A 15,785-nucleotide genomic window follows, 5' to 3' on the forward strand; every position below is an offset into this window, starting at 1 on the left:
GACCTCTTGAACCGCGGGCCCGGATCTTAGGGCATCATCGCCTGGCATCAGTTGGCCTGTCGTTCGCCGGTAACGAAGCGAACATCAATGGAGCGTGTGACAAAATTCCTTTGACTCACCATAGACACCTCTTGGCAAAAGAGAGCCGGCCGACGCCATCAATTCCGTTTGGGGCGATCCGTCCGGCGCGTCCGGCGGACGCGTTTTCCGATCAATCGTTTAGTAATGTGATGGACTTCAAGTTTTGGTCGCTCCGTGGATGCTGTCAAGCCGGGAACCATGCGTTCCCCATATCGGGGCGAAACCGTTCTTGGACCGTCAATGAATCGTTGTTGTCGGTGAATCCTGAACGAGCGATAACGTTCAAAACCGTCAATTCGCAGGCGAACGGTTCGGTTGTGTAATCGGCAGCCAGACACGAAAGCAACTGCCGTGGCCGATTTCGCTGTCCACTTCGATGCGCCCGTGATGACGCTGGACGATAGTATAGCTCAGGGACAAGCCGAGCCCCGTACCTTTACCGACGTGTTTGGTGGTGAAGAAAGGCTCGAAGATGCGTTGACGATGGGATTCGTCGATGCCCCGGCCGTCGTCCTCGACCTCCAGCCACACCCAGCCGTTGGTCTGACCCAGGCGAAGCCAGATGGTGCCCTGCTCCTCGATCGCATGGGCGGCGTTGACCAGGAGGTTCATGATCACCTGTTTGATCTGGCCCGGGTTGCACTCCACCGGCGGGACCTCGGCGAAGTCCTGATGCAGCGTGCATTTGTATTTCAGTTCGTTGGTGACCAGGCGCAGCGTCGAGGTAATGGCCTGTTCGAGCCGGGTGGGGGTGAAGCGTCCATCGTCCGAATGGGAGAAGTCCTTCAGCGCCGCAATGATGTCGCGCACGCGGTTGGCGCCCTCGATGGACTCGACGATGCAGTCCTCGATATCGGTCTTGATGTAGTCGTAATCCAGCTTGTCGCGCATCCGGCGCAATTCATCGAGTGACTCGACCTGATCGATCTTGTTCGCCAGTTCGATCAAATCCGAGGTGTAATCCGACAGGGAATTCAGGTTCGAGCAGATGTAACCGATCGGGTTGTTGATCTCGTGCGCCACCCCGGCCGCCAGTTGACCGACCGCGGCCATCTTGTCGGATTGGATCAGGTTGCGGTCCTGTTCGGTCAGCGGGCGGCTGTTCACCGCGCTGCGATCACGCCTCTGGTTGAGCAGCCCGATCAGGGATTGGATGGGCACCGTGGTGTTCTCGTTCGCACTGGCATTGAGCAATAAAACGACGGAATAGCGATCCCCGGACAGGGTTGTGATCGGAAAAACCACCAGGCTGTGATCCGCCGAGTCGAGCGACACCAGGCTGGCTTCAACCTCGTTCTGTTGCCAGAGTGAATCCAGGGTTTCACTGGCGCGGGCCGAACCGGGAATGGGCAGCTCGCTGAGCGGCAAGCCGAGCCGTTCGTTCCAGGGACCCGGAAAATGGTGTTCCAGCGCCGGGCTGACGTAGCTGACGGTCCGATCGGCATCGACAATCAGCAACGGCAGGGAATCGGAATAGCGCCAGGTTTCCAGCATCTGCAGACTTCCTTCCCGGCCGGACGGTCCGGTGAGTTTGGGTACAAGGTTAATTCGGGTATAGCAAAGCCCGTCAGTCCCCGCAACTCGTTGGCTCGAATTCACGCCAAAGCGGACACACTCGACACTTTTTACACGAAACCGGCGGTCATTTGTTGGCACCGACTGTGCAAGCCCTGAAATTGAACTAAGCTTCATTTCAGGTACGCACAACCGGTTTTATGTGAATGATCACCGGCCAGACCGGGTAAATTTTTCCGGGAATAATTTTCAGCCGTCGGGCGAATGAGGAAGACCGATGACCAGCCACCATTCATTGCTGATCGTGGATGATGAACCCCATATTCTGAAAGCGTTGGGCCGGGTGTTGCACAGCGACCGCTATACCCTGAGGACGGCCGGCAGTGCGGAAGAAGCACTGGCGTCGATGGAGCGCGAACCGCCCTCGGTTTTGGTAACCGACCAGCGTATGCCGGGAAAATCCGGCACCGCGCTGTTGGCGGAAGTGGCGCAACGATACCCGGATGTGGTCGGCATTCTGATGAGCGGTTACGCCGATTTCGACAGTCTGACCGATGCCGTCAACGACGGCCAGATCTACAAATTCGTGCTCAAACCCTGGGATAACGCCGAGCTGCGCCAGAGCATCAACGACCTCTTTACCCAGATCGAACTGGGTGAAGAGGGGTTGCGTGCGCAGCGTCGCCTGAAAGCGGAAAAGGAAGCGCTGGAGCAACGCCTGAACGCCGACGATCGTCCTCGCGAGACGTTCTACAATCGTTACGAACATCTGTTCAATGAAGTGCCGGTCGCTCTGGTCATGACCGATCCGGAGGGTGAGATCCTGGACTACAATGCCGCTTTTGGTGCTCTGGTCGATGTTCGCCATTCCCTGATCGGCCGAACGGTGGACCCATGGCTGCCCCGGAGCCTGAGGGACAGGCTGGTCGACTCCGACCCGGATGATGCCGTCCCGGTTACTCTGGAAAATATGAACTGTTCGGTCGCCGCCTGCCTGCTGCATCACGGCCCGGCGGTCCACCATGTCTATGTCGTGACGCCGAAGAGATGACTCGATTAGGAAACGATAGTGACCCAGACACAAGGTGATACCACCGCAACCGACAAGGTCCCCGCCTCCCGCGTTCTGGTGGTGGACGACGAATCCAACATCCGCAAATCGCTCGAACGGTTGCTGCGCCGTCGTGGCTACGAGGTCGTGCAAGCCGAATCCGTCGCCCGCGCCAAGGGCGTACTGGCGAATGCCGGCGACGTCGACCTGATCATCACCGACCTGAAAATGCCCGGCGAGGACGGCATCGCCCTGTTGATTCACGCGGCCGACCACTACCCCAGTATCCCCCGGATTCTGTTGACCGGACATGCCGACCTAGAACAAACCATGCGGGCCATCAACGAAGGCTGCAGTGGACAAATCCTGACCAAGCCCTGGGAGGACAACCATCTGCTCCGGGTTGTGGCCGAGCAACTCGAACGCTCTCAGCTGCAACGCAAGAACGCGCAACTGCTGAAGCTCAACCAGAAGCAGAATGCCCAGCTGCGGGAAATGAACAAGCTGTTGGAGGAGCGTGTACAGGCCCGCACGGCCCAGTTGAAAGCGTCGGCCGATACCCTGAAGAAATCGAACAAGTCGCTGCTGCAGTCGTACAAATCCACCGTGCGCCTGGTGTTGGAGCTGGCGAGCATGAACCCCGCCATCGACAGCGATCTGGCCCAGGACATGTCCGAACTCGGCGTCACACTGGCCCTGTCGATGGAACTGAAACCGGCGGACGTCAGTGCCATCCGCTACGCCTGTCAATTGCATGAACTGGGCAAGTTGGCCCTGCCGCAGGACATCGCCACCTCGCGCGAAGCCCTGCTGTCGTCTTCCGAATGGAAGACCTACAGTCAGTATCCGGAACAGGGGTCGCTGGCGCTGACCAGTGTCGAATACCTTTCAAGTGTGAGTCAGTTGATCGCCAATCACCGGGAGCACTGGGACGGCACCGGTTTCCCGCGCAATCTCGAAGGCGAGGAAATTCCGCTGGGCAGCCGGGTCGTATTGATGTGTCGCGACTACGTTCAGGCGCTCAACAAATACAAGAACAAGAAAGAAGCCATCGGCAAACGCGCCGGTGACATGAACATTCAATTGCTGGCGTTCGAAGAGATCGAGCAATGGCGCGACGTGCGCTACGACGGCGCCCTGGTCGACGTGCTGAAAGACACCCTGGCCGTGCGCGAAGTCGAAGAGGAAGGCGGTTCGGACGCGCCCCGCGGACACCTGGTGTCGGCCCAGTCGATCGAACCCGGCATGGTGCTGGCGCAGGACGTCTACACCGATAAGGACCTGCTGATGCTGACCAAAGGGCAGAAACTCACGGCCCGTCACATCGAAAAATTGCTCGCGATGGAAACCGAGTATGGACGCGATCTGAGCATCTACATTCAGAGCTGACAAGCGATGAACGACTGGCTTTACCGGTTCGAATTCCACACCGGCGACACAATCGACATCGAGGCCCGTTGGTCGGAAGACGACGGGGTGATTCAGGCGACGCCAGGTCCCGACTCGCTGCCGGACGACCTGAAACAATCGGTCTGGCTGGAAAACGACCAGTGTTCCCACTGCCCGCTGGTCCCCTCGCGTTCGCCGCTGTGTCCTCTGGCGGCCACCATCATCCCGGTGACCCATCGATTCGAACAGCACGACTCCACCGAAGCCGTCCGCGTCATCGCCACCAGTCGCGACCGGGAAGTGCGCGCGGACACCAACCTGCAACGCGGTCTCGGCTCATTGCTCGGCTTGCTGATGGGCGGCAGCGCCTGCCCGCATTTCGCGTTCTTCCGACCCATGGCCGCGATGCACCTGCCCTTTTCGAACGATGAAGAAACCTTTTTCCGGGTGATCGGCAATGCCCTGCTGAGTCTCGCGATGCGCGACGAAGAGACCAGTCTGGATCAAGCCAACGAGCATCTGAAGAAACAGTACGAAGCCCTGGGCGTCGTCAACCTCGGCATGGCGCAACGCCTGCGCCGCTGTGCGACCACCGACTCGGGCATCAACGCCGTTATCGTCCTCGATATGTTGGCGCGATTGATTGGTGATGATCCCGAGGAGTACATTGAGGCGTTGCGACCCTGGTATACATAATACGTAGGGCGGAAGAGCCCGAAGGGCGTTATCCGCCATTGGTAGCATAAAGCACCGATGGTCCAACCAGCGCCATCCCAGCCTACCGACGGCAGATAACGCTGTCGCTCTTCTGCCCTACGAAAACCACCCATAACCGCTCCCCCAAAAGGAATTAATATTTGGCCTAGCCGATAAACCGAGTGCTGGATGCCGGGTTAGCCCTTACAGGGATGTCCGCAGCATGGATGCTGCGGCCAAGCCTACAGGGCGGTCCGACGCTTCGGGGTATTCACGGCGACCCTGTAAGGGCTAACCCGGTAGCCAGCATGGATTCCCGCCACAGACCCATTTATCCATTAGTCGTAATCCATACCAAAGTCTAAGCGTTCCGATTTCCTCGCGGTGATAGCTTGTTATTGCTCGTCACTGCCACCCGGCTCAGTGTCCGGTGGGGGACCCCAACCGGGGTGGCCCGGCCGGTGTCGCAGCAGTGCACAACAACAACAATCTTGGAGGAAACGCGATGAGCTTCGAGAGCAAAGAACACGCCGCGAAATACTGGCGTGAAAATGTTCGCCTGATGCTCACTCTGCTGGCGATCTGGTTTGCCGTATCCTACGGTGCCGGCATTCTGCTGGTGGATGTGCTGAACGAAATCAAATTCTTCGGGTTCAAACTCGGCTTCTGGTTTGCGCAGCAAGGTGCCATCTACACCTTTATCGTGCTCATCTTTGTTTATGTGAAAAAGATGAATGCGCTCGATAAGAAATACAACGTACACGAAGACTGAGGGGCTCGGGGATGGATATACAATTACTGAGTTACCTCTTCGTCGGGGTAACGTTCGCACTCTACATCGGCATCGCGGTCTGGTCGCGGGCCGGTTCCACCAATGAATTCTACGTCGCCGGCGGCGGCGTTCCGGCCGTGGCCAACGGCATGGCGACAGCGGCGGACTGGATGTCGGCGGCGTCGTTTATTTCCATGGCGGGGATCATTTCCTTCCTGGGGTACGACGGTTCCGTCTACCTGATGGGCTGGACCGGTGGCTACGTCTTGCTGGCCCTGTGTCTGGCGCCCTACTTGCGCAAATTCGGCAAGTTCACGGTACCGGACTTCATCGGCGACCGTTACTACAGTCAGGCGGCCCGCGTGATCGCGGTGATCTGCGCCATCTTCGTCTCCTTCACCTATGTCGCCGGGCAGATGCGCGGTGTCGGCGTGGTGTTCTCCCGTTTTCTGGAAGTGGGTGTCAGCACCGGGGTCGTTATCGGTATGGTCATCGTCTTCTTCTACGCCGTGCTCGGCGGCATGAAGGGCATCACCTATACCCAGGTCGCCCAGTACTGCGTGATGATTTTCGCCTACATCGTACCGGCGATCTTCATTTCCCTGCTGATGACCGGCAACGTCTTCCCGCAGTTGGGCTTCGGCGGGTCGGTCGGTGACGGGACGCCCTTGCTGCAAAAACTCGACGGTTTGTCGACCGAGTTGGGCTTCGCGCAGTACACCGAAGGGTCGAAACCGATGATCGACGTCTTCTTCATCACCGCCGCCCTGATGGTCGGTACCGCCGGTCTGCCGCACGTGATTGTCCGTTTCTTCACCGTGCCGAACGTGCGTGATGCCCGTCGCAGTGCCGGCTGGGCTCTGGTGTTCATCGCCATCCTGTACACCACCGCACCGGCCGTGGCGGCCTTTGCCCGGGTGAACATGATCAACACAATCAATGGCGAGAACATGCAGGGCACACTCTATGAAGACGCGCCGAGCTGGATCAAGAACTGGGAGACCACAGGCCTGATCGGTTGGCAGGACAAGAACGGCGACGGTCGCATGTTCTACGCTGCCGACGAGCGCAACGAGATGACCATCGACCGCGACATCATGGTGCTGGCGAACCCGGAAATCGCGCAATTGCCGAACTGGGTGGTGGCGCTGGTGGCGGCCGGTGGCATGGCGGCGGCGTTGTCGACCGCGGCCGGTCTGTTGTTGGTGATCTCGACTTCGATCTCGCACGACCTGTTGAAACGAAACCTGATGCCGAACATCACGGACAAACAGGAGCTGCTTTTCGCCCGAATGGCGGCCGCCGTTGCGGTGGTCGTGGCCGGTTATCTCGGCATTAACCCGCCCGGCTTCGTAGCCCAGGTGGTGGCCTTCGCCTTCGGTCTGGCGGCGTCGAGTTTCTTCCCGGCCATTATCCTGGGTATCTTCCATAAGAAGATGAATAAGGAAGGCGCCTTGTCCGGTATGGTGGTGGGCATCACCTTCACCGCCGCCTACATCATCTACTTCAAGTTCATCAACCCGGGTGCGAACGTGGCGGACAATTGGTTGTTCGGTATTTCGCCGGAAGGCATCGGTACCCTGGGCATGATCCTGAACTTCGCGGTCGCCTTCGGGGTCCACAAGTTGACCGGCGATGCACCGGACAATGTCCAGGACATTGTCGAAAGCATCCGCTTCCCGAAAGGCTCCGGGGCCGCATCCTCGCATTGAGGTGAGTGCAAGGTCAGGTAGAATTGAAAGCCGGGGCATGCCCCGGCTTTTTTGTGGCAACAGTGACATATTAGCTTGAATCCGGGGAGGCGACCCGGTGGCTATGTGCGGGGTCGCCGTGGACCCATCCATGGGGGCTTGACCTCGGCATCCTGCCTCGCACATCCCCGCACATAGCCACCGGGCCTCCTCCCCTGACCAAATGTGCCACAGGCTCGAAATGTGTAGGGCAGAAGAGCGACAGCGTTATCTGCCGTTCATTACGGAGGCGTGGGTCTCCCCCTTGGCCACGGACACATTCGGCGGATAACGCTGTCGCTCTTCCGCCCTACACCCCACCGACCTGAGGTTGAAACATGACCACCGCCGATGATTTACGAGACGTTGTCTCTTTCCTGGCCGACACTCTCCCTTTTTCCGCGTTGTCGGAAGACGACCGCCTGGACGTCGCGCGGTGCCTGACCATCGATTACATTCCCCGCCACCAGAACCGGGCGCTCGATCTGGGCAAGCAGTTGTTCCTGATCCGAACCGGCGCCTTCGAGCTGAAAACCGCGGATGGTGAATTGGTGGATCGTCTGGGCGAGCACGATCTTTTCGGGATCAATACCCTGATGACGGGTAACCCGCAGGGGTTGAAGGTGTATCCAATCGAGGATGCGCTGGTGTTCAAGCTGCCGCAGGCGGATTTCGAGCGACTGTGCGAACGCTACAGTCCCATGCGCCAGTTTTTCCATCAGGTCAGCAGTCAGCGCGACCGATTGGGCCGGTTGCGCGTGCGCGATGACCGGTCGCAACGGCTGGAGCAGCAGTTGATGCAGCGGGTGGCGGAGTTCGCCAGTCAGACGCCGGTGAGTTGCGCCTTCGATGCGACCATTCGCGAGGCGGCGTCGGTGATGCGGGAACACCGCGTGTCGTCGTTGTTGTTGCTGGAGGGGTCGGAGCTGCGCGGCATTGTCACCGACCGGGATTTGCGCAATCGGGTGGTGGCCGAGGGGTTGGATGTCAACCAAGCGGTTATCGGCGTCGCGACCCAGGAACCGGTGGCGATCGGTCCCGATGCCTTGCTGTTCGATGCGCAAAAACTGATGAGCCAGTTTCAGGTGCATCACTTGCCGGTGCTGGATGACGGTCGTCCGGTCGGCATGATCACGGCGACGGATCTGATCCGCGCCCAGCAGGTGTCGCCCTTGTATCTGATCAACGACATTCTGCGCCAGACCGATCTCGATGCCCTGGCCGAGCTCCGGCATAAGGTACCGGCGTTGATTCATAATTGGGTGCAGGCCGACATTCATCCCTATGAAATGGGGCGGGTGCTCGCGGCCATCGGCGATGCCTTTGTGCAACGCTGCCTGCGGCTGGCTCAAGACGAGTTGGGCGAAGCGCCGTTTGCGTTTGCCTGGTTGGCGTTCGGTTCCCAGGCGCGCATGGACCAGACGTTCGCATCGGATCAAGACAACGCGCTGATCCTGGGTCGTGAGCCGACACACGAGGAAGCCGAGTATTTCGGTCGACTGGCGGACTGGGTCTGCCGGGCGCTGGACCGATGCGGTTATAAGCTGTGTCCCGGCGACATCATGGCCAGCAATCCGAGGTGGCGGCGAACGGTCGCGGGCTGGATCGAGTTGTTCGATCATTGGATCGACAGTCCGACCCCCGAGGCTTTGTTGAACGGCAGCATCTTTTTTGACGTGCGCGTCGTCGAGGGTGATGAGCGCTTGCTGACGCCAATTCAGGACCGGCTGGTACAGCGCACGCCAAAGGCGGAAATTTTCCTCGCCATGATGACGCAGACGGCGGTGCGCAACCGGCCGCCGCTGGGTTTCTTTCGCCAGTTCGTGGTCAAGAGCGGCGGCGAGCACGAGGACGCTCTGGATCTGAAGCACCGGGGTGTTGCCCTGGTCAACGATCTGGCCCGCATTCACGCGCTGGCCGCGGGCTCACGCGCCGTCAGTACCCAGGAACGGCTTGAGGCCGCGATGGCGGCCGGTGTGCTCGACCGCGATCTCGGCCACAGCTTGCAGGAGGCCTGGAGCCTGATCGCCGGTTTGCGCATCGAGGAACAGAGCCTGGCCGTGCGTCGTGGTGAAACCCCGACCAGCTATCTGGATCCGGACGGTTTGAACCCGCTTACCCGGGCTCACCTGAAGGACGCCTTCGGCACCTTGAAGCGTGCCCAGCAGGCCGCGCTGCAGCAGTTCGCCCGGGGTCTGCATGGTTAAATTCTGGAACCGGTCGACGACACCGGCGCGGCCCTGGACCGAACGCACCTTCTGGGTGCTCGATCTTGAACTGTCCAGTCTCGACGCCCGTACCGGCCATGTGCTCAGTGCCGGCTGGGTGTGCATCGAGCACGGGCAGGTGCGGCTCGCCGAGGCGGGGCATTGCCTGTTTCGACAGAGTGCCATGATGGGTGACGACGTCAGCGCCAGTGCGCATCTGCATCACATTACCGACCAGCAACGTGAGCAGGGGGTCGACCTCGGCGACTGGCTCACCGAGCGGCTCGCCCGACATGCCGATGACCTCTGGGTCTGCCACCATGCGCCGCTCGACATCGCCTTTCTGAAGGAACAGTGCCGCCGTTTCGCCATCGACTGGCCGGAGCCGAAAGTGCTCGACACCCTGCGCTTCGAGAAAAAACGTCTGCCCCGGGAAATTCCGGGTTCCTATCGGGACCTGAACCTGAACGCCTGTCGGCGGCGCTACGGCTTGCCTACCTACCGGGCGCACCATGCGTTCAGCGATGCCCTGGCGACCGCCGAACTGTGCCTGGCACAGGTGCGCAGCCGACTAGGGCCGGACCCGACCGACGTCGATCTGATCAAGGCCTATCGCTGAGGGTTGAAAAATAAACAGAAGCCGCCACACTGTGTGGCGCTGGACGTAGAGGTTCGCCGATACGGTTCAGGCTGGCCGGCACCGCCCGGTGTCGCGACACGCCAGCTGCAATCAGCCAATTCAAGGCTCTGGCATCCAGAGCACATTCGGCAACCGCGTCCCAAGCCCGGCTAACGGCAGGCGGCATCAACAGCGACGCCTATCACCGCATGATTCAGTAGACGCACGCGTCGCAACGCACGGCTCGCCCCTGCCCGACTGGCGGGATGCCCGGCGGAAGACGTTCGACAGGACACATTGCACCCGTATCGATTCATCCGCCGGCATCGGACAAGGCTTTCGGATGGGCGACCCTTGTCGGCCCATCCCGTCTTCCGTCGACCGACCTCCCGCCACGCCGGGTACATCAGACTGCACAACAGTGAATGTTCGAGTACTCAAGTGGAAGGAGGTAACAGTATGAGTCATGTACACGATCTCTATCCCAGTCGTCTGGACCAACACAAGTCACCTTTCGAACGCCTGGATCCGGTGGTCTACACCGAGGGTCGTGAACGCCGTGAAGGCCCCCTGAGCGAAGACCAATTGCGTCAATACGATGAACAGGGCTTTCTGTTTTTCGAGTCGTTCTTCTCCGAACGCGAGATGCAGGGCTTCCTGGACGATCTGAAAGAGTACGACAAGGACCCGTCGCTGAAAGAGCAGGACCAGGTGATCATCGAGCCGTACGCCGATGAAATTCGCTCCATCTTCGCCATCCACAAACTGTCTGAACGGTTCGACCGGCTGACTCGTGATCCGCGCTTGCTGGATATGGCGCATCAGATTCTCGGCAGTGATGTCTATATCCACCAATCGCGCATCAACGACAAGCCGGGCTTCACCGGCACCGGGTTCAACTGGCACTCCGACTTCGAGACCTGGCACACCGAGGACGGTATGCCGCGCATGCGCTGTTTCAGCCTGTCGATCCTGCTGAGCGAGAACAACCAGTTCAACGGCCCGCTGATGCTGATTCCGGGCTCGCACCGCTGGTTCGTACCGACCGCCGGCAAGACGCCGCAGGAGAACTGGAAGCAATCGCTTAAGGCGCAGGAAATCGGCGTGCCCGACACCAAAGTGCTTGAGGAAATGACCGCAAACGGGGAATTGGTCGCACCGCAGGGGCCGGCCGGGTCGGTCATCCTGTTCGAGTGCAACACCCTGCACGCCTCGGCCAACAACCTCTCGCCCTGGCCACGGCGCAACCTGTTCTTCGTCTACAACAGCATCGAAAACCAGATGGAAGCGCCCTACTGCGGCAACCGGCCACGTCCGGAATTCGTGGCCACGCGCGAGGATGTCGAGCCGTTGCGGAGTCTGGAAGATGAGCGGCAGGGTAAGGTCGTCGCCGCCAACTTCCGTCGGACGGCCTGACCTGTAGGAGCGCACGCCGTGCGCGATCCACGCCGACTCCCCCTCAATCGCGCACGGCGTGCGCTCCTACATGATGATCCCCATGCTGACACAAGTCATGATTCCCCAGCACTTCGATCACCCGGCAATTCGCCACCACGTTGCACTCGCATTGCTCGACCATATCCGCCAATTCCGCCTCGAGCGCCTGTAGCCGCGCGATCCGCGACCGCACCTGATGCAACTGTTCGCGCGCCAGGGCGTCGGCCTGTTGGCAGGGTTCATCCGAATGACGGCTGAGGCGCAGCAGGGTGCGGATCGAATCCAGCGAGAACCCCAATTCCCGGGAGTGCCGGATAAACTTCAGGTGCTCCAGATCCTTCTGGCCGTAACGCCGCTGACCGCCCTCGGTGCGATGGGCGGGGGCGACCAGCCCGATTTGTTCGTAGTAGCGCAATGTCTGGACATTGCACCCGAGGCGTTTGGCCACCTCGCCGATGCTGAAACTCATACCGACCCCCTTGAACCTACAGTCACTGTAGGTTCTATAGTAAGGGCATCGACACACAATTCGAGAGGTGAACCATGGGTTCGTGCTGTGGAAACGATGTCCGCTTTGACGGGGCCTCGAAGGGCTATCGACGCGCACTCTGGGCAGTGATCGCCATCAACGCGGTCATGTTTGTGGTGGAAATGACGGCCGGTGCCTTGTCCGGTTCCCGGGCCTTACAGGCGGATGCCCTCGACTTTCTGGGTGACTCCTTCACCTATTCCATCAGTCTTTTTGTCATCGGCAAGGCGTTGATCAGCCGCGCCAATGCGGCCCTGTTCAAGGGCGTCACCCTGGGCCTGATGGGGCTCTGGGTACTGGGGTCGACCGTCTATCACAGCCTGGTGCTGGGCCTGCCCAGCGCTCCGATCATGGGCGCGGTCGGCGCGCTGGCCCTGGCCGCCAACCTGACCAGTGTGGTTATCCTGATGCGGTACCGCGACGGCGATGCCAATGTCCGCTCGGTCTGGCTGTGCAGTCGCAACGACGCCATCGGCAACGTCGCCGTGATCGGTGCCGCCCTGATGGTGGGTGTGACCGCCTCGCCCTGGCCGGATCTGATCGTCGCCGCGCTGATGGCCACGTTATTCCTGCGCTCCGCCAGCCTGATCCTGCGTCAGGCCTGGCAGGAACGTCGGGAAGCGCTGACTGCGCATTGAGACCGGTAGCCGGGTTCGATACCCTGCTGCTTCCGATCCACCCAGCGGAGACCGCTTATGGACTGGGCCCAAGCCGCCTCGGCCCTGCTGCCCTACCGATTTTCCTGGCTGGCCGTACTGTTCTTCGGCCTGGCCGCCCTGGCGTATGGCCGGGGTATACGTGTTCTGTCCGAACAGGGCGAGCCGGTGTCGCGCTGGCGGCAACTGGCCTTCTGGGTGGGGCTGGCGTTGGCCTATGGGGTCATGCACACGCGCTTCGATTATTACGCCCAGTTCATGTTTTTCATTCACCGGGGCCAGCATCTGGTGCTGCATCACCTGGCGCCGCTGCTGATCGCGCTGGCCAACCCCTGGCGGGCACTGGCGGCGGGTGTGCCCGAGAGCCGGTTCAAGGCCTTTCTGGGCTCGGTGTTGGGTTCCGCGCCGGTTCGGTGGGGCTATCGCGTCCTGCAATTCCCGCCGGTCGCCGCCTTCCTGTTCGTCGGCCTGATCTTCTTCTGGCTGCAGCCGGAGGTGCATTTCTACGCCATGCTCAGCGAACCCCGCTACCTGCTGATGAACTGGAGCATGTGGCTCGACGGTTTGCTGTTCTGGTGGTTGATCCTCGACCCCCGCTCGCCGCTCAAGGCCGGCACGCTCGGTTTCGGTAAGCGTATTTTGCTGATCTGGGCGGTGACGGTGCCGCAACTGGCGCTGGGCGCACGCATCGCCGTCAGCAAGACGCCCCTGTTCGACGTCTACGAGGTCTGTGGCCGAGCCTGGCCGATCGACCCGATGAACGATCAACTGCTCGGCGGCATACTGACCTGGATTCCGCCGGGCATGATGGCGGTGATCGCCATGCTCATCGTGCTGCGTCGCCTGCTGCACCAGGGCGAAACCCGGCCATTGGCAACCCAAGGAGACACTCCGTGACGCTCAAACCCCTGCTGACCGGCCTGACCGCACTGGCCCTGACCGCCTGCTCCGGGCCGGACATTGAATGGGACGGCACCGACATCACCGGCGTCATGCCCGACCTCGAATTCGAATTGACGTCGGAAACCACCGAGTCTGTAACCGCGGCCGACTGGTCCGGCACCCCGACTCTGGTGTTCTTCGGCTACACCCACTGCCCGGATGTCTGCCCGGGCACGATGCAAGCCCTCTCCCAGGCCATCGAGGGTCTGCCCGAAGCGGATCGTGAGGATTTGGCGGTGCTGTTCGTCAGTGTCGACCCCGAGCGTGACACGCCGGAACAGCTTGATGCCTATACCGCCTTCTACGGGCCGCAGTTCGTCGGACTGACCGGCACCGAGCCGCAATTGAGGGATCTGGCGAAGCGCTATCGCACCACTTTCGGCTATGACGAGCCGGACGAGAGCGGCTTTTACGCCGTCTCTCACAGCTCCGCCATCTACGGCTTCGACCGGAACGGGGAGGCCCGGGTGCTGCTGCGCGGCAACCTGCCGACCGACCGGCTCACCGCCGATGTGCGCCAACTGCTGGCGATCCGCTGAACACGCCGGCCGGTCCGCTCAGGACACCTGATAGCTCGACACCAGTTCCTTGAGCTGGCCCGACATTTCGTCGATGTGTTGAATGCCCGCCACCAGGTGTTCGGTCTCCCGCGCATTGTCTTCGGACAGGTCGCTGATGCGCACGACATTGGTGTTCATGTCTTCCGCCACCTTGGACTGTTCTTCGCTGGTGGTGGCGATCTGTTCGTTCATCGATGAGATTTCCTCGATGGCGCCCAGAATCTGTTGCAGCCCTTCGCCGATGCGACCGATGGTCGCCGTGCTTGTGGTCACGACCTCGACGCTGGATTGCGCCGACGCGGCCGCCGCTTCCCCCTGACGCTGCAGGGAGTCGATGACTTTCTCGATCTGCTTGGTGGATTCGGCGGTTTTTATGGAGAGCGTGCGGACTTCATCGGCGACGACCGCGAACCCGCGTCCGTGATCGCCGGCCCGGGCGGCTTCGATGGCCGCATTGAGCGCCAGCAGGTTGGTTTGTTCGGCGATGTCGTTGATCGTCTTGACCACGACCGAGATGTCGTCGGTCTGGTCTTTCAGCGACAGGATGTCGTCGGACAACGTCTTCATCTGTTGCTGCATCTGCTCGGCGGACTGCACCGAGGCGTCGATTTCGGTTCTCGACTGACCGGCCTGTTGATTGACGTCCTGGGCTCTGCGCGCGGTGTCCACGGCGTTTTGCGCCACTTCGCGCACACTGGCCGACATCTCCGTCATCGCCGTGGCGACCTGCTGGGTTTCGTCGGACTGATGGCGGGCCCGATCCGAATAATTGCGGCTGGCCTGATTGAACTCGGCCGAGAGGTCATGGAGCTCCTGCGACATTCGGGTCACCTGACCCAGGGTCTCGGCCAGACTCCCGGCCAACTGATTGAAATGATGGGCCAGTTGGCCGAATTCGTCCTTATGGGTCTCATCGGCACGGGCGGTCAGGTCTCCGTTCGACACCGCGCCGAAGGATCCCAGGAGCCGTTCGATGCCGCGTTTGAGTCGGCGGGACAAGCTGAAGGCGACCAGAATGAAAATGACGACGGAGACCAGGGCGACACCGGCGATCACGTTCAGCACCCGATCCAGGATCGAGCCGATCTGAGCATCGACGATGCTGACGATGCGGTCGATCACATACTCGGCTTCCGGCGCATTGTCATCCCAGGCCTGGAAGGCCGCCAGCAGGTCGCCGTCGATGGGCGATCCGGGTTCGTAGCGTTCGACTTCGCGGATCAACCGGTCCATCAGTTCGACGGTACGGACAATGCGGCTCGAAATGTCGGTATTGCCTTCGAACGGCGCGTTTTCACCCTGGGCGGACGCGGCCAGAACCTCGACCGTCCGCTCCGCTTCTTCGATGGTGGCCTCCAGCCCGTCGAAGTCCTGCTGGTAGACGTGCAGTTTCAATCGGGCGGCGGCATGGCGCATATCCCCGTAATTGGTGACACCCGGTATCAGGCCGGTGGAGTAGTAGTTGGCCAGGCCGGCCACGGTCCGACCGCCGAGATAGCCCGCCAGGGCCACGATGACCATCAAGACTAACAAGCCGCCCAAAGACAGCCGTATCCGGGTTTGAATCGTCATTACAGGCTCCGCGCACTGTTGGAAAGTGT

The 15,785-nt window shown here is 60.8% G+C and carries 14 protein-coding genes; 11 read left to right on the plus strand and 3 right to left on the minus strand.

What is annotated here, in order from left to right; all coding sequences use genetic code 11:
- Window positions 1-372 precede the first annotated feature (372 nt).
- Window positions 373-1,575: a sensor histidine kinase gene (locus tag IE111_RS12545; protein ID WP_189609164.1), complete on the minus strand. Its 1,203-nt coding sequence runs from the start codon at window positions 1,573-1,575 to the stop codon at window positions 373-375.
- A 298-nt stretch (window positions 1,576-1,873) separates the two neighbouring features.
- Here IE111_RS12545 and IE111_RS12550 point away from each other — a divergent pair, with 298 nt between their 5' ends.
- From IE111_RS12550 to thpD, 8 genes are all read left to right on the plus strand, one after another.
- Complete coding sequence (locus IE111_RS12550) at window positions 1,874-2,647, plus strand: response regulator (protein WP_189609167.1); 774 nt, start codon at window positions 1,874-1,876, stop codon at window positions 2,645-2,647.
- Between the two features lie 18 nt (window positions 2,648-2,665).
- Window positions 2,666-4,036 (plus strand): HD domain-containing phosphohydrolase, encoded by a 1,371-nt coding sequence (locus IE111_RS12555; RefSeq protein ID WP_189609170.1) that lies wholly within the window; start codon window positions 2,666-2,668, stop codon window positions 4,034-4,036.
- 6 nt (window positions 4,037-4,042) lie between these two features.
- On the plus strand, window positions 4,043-4,732 hold the full coding sequence (locus IE111_RS12560) for a DUF6901 family protein (RefSeq protein WP_189609171.1): 690 nt from the start codon (window positions 4,043-4,045) through the stop codon (window positions 4,730-4,732).
- A 505-nt stretch (window positions 4,733-5,237) separates the two neighbouring features.
- Complete coding sequence (locus tag IE111_RS12565) at window positions 5,238-5,504, plus strand: DUF4212 domain-containing protein (protein ID WP_189609174.1); 267 nt, start codon at window positions 5,238-5,240, stop codon at window positions 5,502-5,504.
- Window positions 5,505-5,515: 11 nt separating this feature from the next.
- Complete coding sequence (locus IE111_RS12570; RefSeq protein ID WP_189609176.1) at window positions 5,516-7,216, plus strand: sodium:solute symporter family protein; 1,701 nt, start codon at window positions 5,516-5,518, stop codon at window positions 7,214-7,216.
- Window positions 7,217-7,572: 356 nt separating this feature from the next.
- Window positions 7,573-9,441: a DUF294 nucleotidyltransferase-like domain-containing protein gene (locus IE111_RS12575; RefSeq protein ID WP_189609178.1), complete on the plus strand. Its 1,869-nt coding sequence runs from the start codon at window positions 7,573-7,575 to the stop codon at window positions 9,439-9,441.
- Entirely contained in the window at window positions 9,434-10,060 is a 627-nt protein-coding gene (locus IE111_RS12580; RefSeq protein ID WP_189609180.1) for a 3'-5' exonuclease, read from the plus strand. Before IE111_RS12575 ends, IE111_RS12580 begins: the two co-directional genes overlap by 8 nt.
- Window positions 10,061-10,519: 459 nt before the next feature.
- Window positions 10,520-11,476 carry an ectoine hydroxylase gene (gene thpD / locus IE111_RS12585; protein ID WP_189609182.1) on the plus strand — a complete coding sequence of 319 codons (957 nt, stop codon included), beginning with the start codon at window positions 10,520-10,522 and terminating at the stop codon, window positions 11,474-11,476.
- 43 nt (window positions 11,477-11,519) lie between these two features.
- On the opposite strand, the gene IE111_RS12590 is transcribed toward thpD, so the two are convergent.
- On the minus strand, window positions 11,520-11,966 hold the full coding sequence (locus IE111_RS12590) for a MerR family transcriptional regulator (RefSeq protein WP_189609185.1): 447 nt from the start codon (window positions 11,964-11,966) through the stop codon (window positions 11,520-11,522).
- A 74-nt stretch (window positions 11,967-12,040) separates the two neighbouring features.
- Here IE111_RS12590 and IE111_RS12595 point away from each other — a divergent pair, with 74 nt between their 5' ends.
- The 3 genes from IE111_RS12595 to IE111_RS12605 are packed head-to-tail and all read left to right on the plus strand — an operon-like array spanning window position 12,041 to window position 14,163.
- Entirely contained in the window at window positions 12,041-12,664 is a 624-nt protein-coding gene (locus tag IE111_RS12595) for a cation efflux transmembrane domain-containing protein (protein WP_189609187.1), read from the plus strand.
- Window positions 12,665-12,721: 57 nt separating this feature from the next.
- The gene (locus IE111_RS12600; protein ID WP_189609189.1) at window positions 12,722-13,579 is read left to right on the plus strand and encodes a cytochrome c oxidase assembly protein; all 858 of its coding nucleotides are present in this window, start codon (window positions 12,722-12,724) and stop codon (window positions 13,577-13,579) included.
- Complete coding sequence (locus IE111_RS12605; RefSeq protein WP_229805345.1) at window positions 13,576-14,163, plus strand: SCO family protein; 588 nt, start codon at window positions 13,576-13,578, stop codon at window positions 14,161-14,163. The genes IE111_RS12600 and IE111_RS12605 overlap by 4 nt, the downstream gene beginning before the upstream one ends.
- An 18-nt stretch (window positions 14,164-14,181) precedes the next feature.
- Here IE111_RS12605 and IE111_RS12610 read toward each other — a convergent pair whose 3' ends face one another.
- Window positions 14,182-15,756, minus strand: coding sequence for a methyl-accepting chemotaxis protein (locus IE111_RS12610; RefSeq protein ID WP_189609190.1), 1,575 nt, complete (start codon window positions 15,754-15,756; stop codon window positions 14,182-14,184).
- Between the last annotated feature and the right edge of the window lie 29 nt (window positions 15,757-15,785).

Origin of the sequence: Saccharospirillum salsuginis (assembly GCF_014651855.1) — a bacterium.
In the GTDB taxonomy this organism is placed as follows: domain Bacteria; phylum Pseudomonadota; class Gammaproteobacteria; order Pseudomonadales; family Natronospirillaceae; genus Saccharospirillum; species Saccharospirillum salsuginis.

Coding starts and splice junctions, on each gene's coding strand:
- IE111_RS12590 (WP_189609185.1), bottom strand. CDS start 11,966: ATGAGTTTCAGCATCGGCGAGGTGGCCAAACGCCTCGGGTGCAATGTC.
- IE111_RS12600 (WP_189609189.1), top strand. CDS start 12,722: ATGGACTGGGCCCAAGCCGCCTCGGCCCTGCTGCCCTACCGATTTTCC.
- IE111_RS12545 (WP_189609164.1), bottom strand. CDS start 1,575: ATGCTGGAAACCTGGCGCTATTCCGATTCCCTGCCGTTGCTGATTGTC.
- IE111_RS12575 (WP_189609178.1), top strand. CDS start 7,573: ATGACCACCGCCGATGATTTACGAGACGTTGTCTCTTTCCTGGCCGAC.
- IE111_RS12550 (WP_189609167.1), top strand. CDS start 1,874: ATGACCAGCCACCATTCATTGCTGATCGTGGATGATGAACCCCATATT.
- IE111_RS12595 (WP_189609187.1), top strand. CDS start 12,041: ATGGGTTCGTGCTGTGGAAACGATGTCCGCTTTGACGGGGCCTCGAAG.
- IE111_RS12580 (WP_189609180.1), top strand. CDS start 9,434: ATGGTTAAATTCTGGAACCGGTCGACGACACCGGCGCGGCCCTGGACC.
- IE111_RS12560 (WP_189609171.1), top strand. CDS start 4,043: ATGAACGACTGGCTTTACCGGTTCGAATTCCACACCGGCGACACAATC.
- IE111_RS12565 (WP_189609174.1), top strand. CDS start 5,238: ATGAGCTTCGAGAGCAAAGAACACGCCGCGAAATACTGGCGTGAAAAT.
- IE111_RS12570 (WP_189609176.1), top strand. CDS start 5,516: ATGGATATACAATTACTGAGTTACCTCTTCGTCGGGGTAACGTTCGCA.
- IE111_RS12610 (WP_189609190.1), bottom strand. CDS start 15,756: ATGACGATTCAAACCCGGATACGGCTGTCTTTGGGCGGCTTGTTAGTC.
- thpD (WP_189609182.1), top strand. CDS start 10,520: ATGAGTCATGTACACGATCTCTATCCCAGTCGTCTGGACCAACACAAG.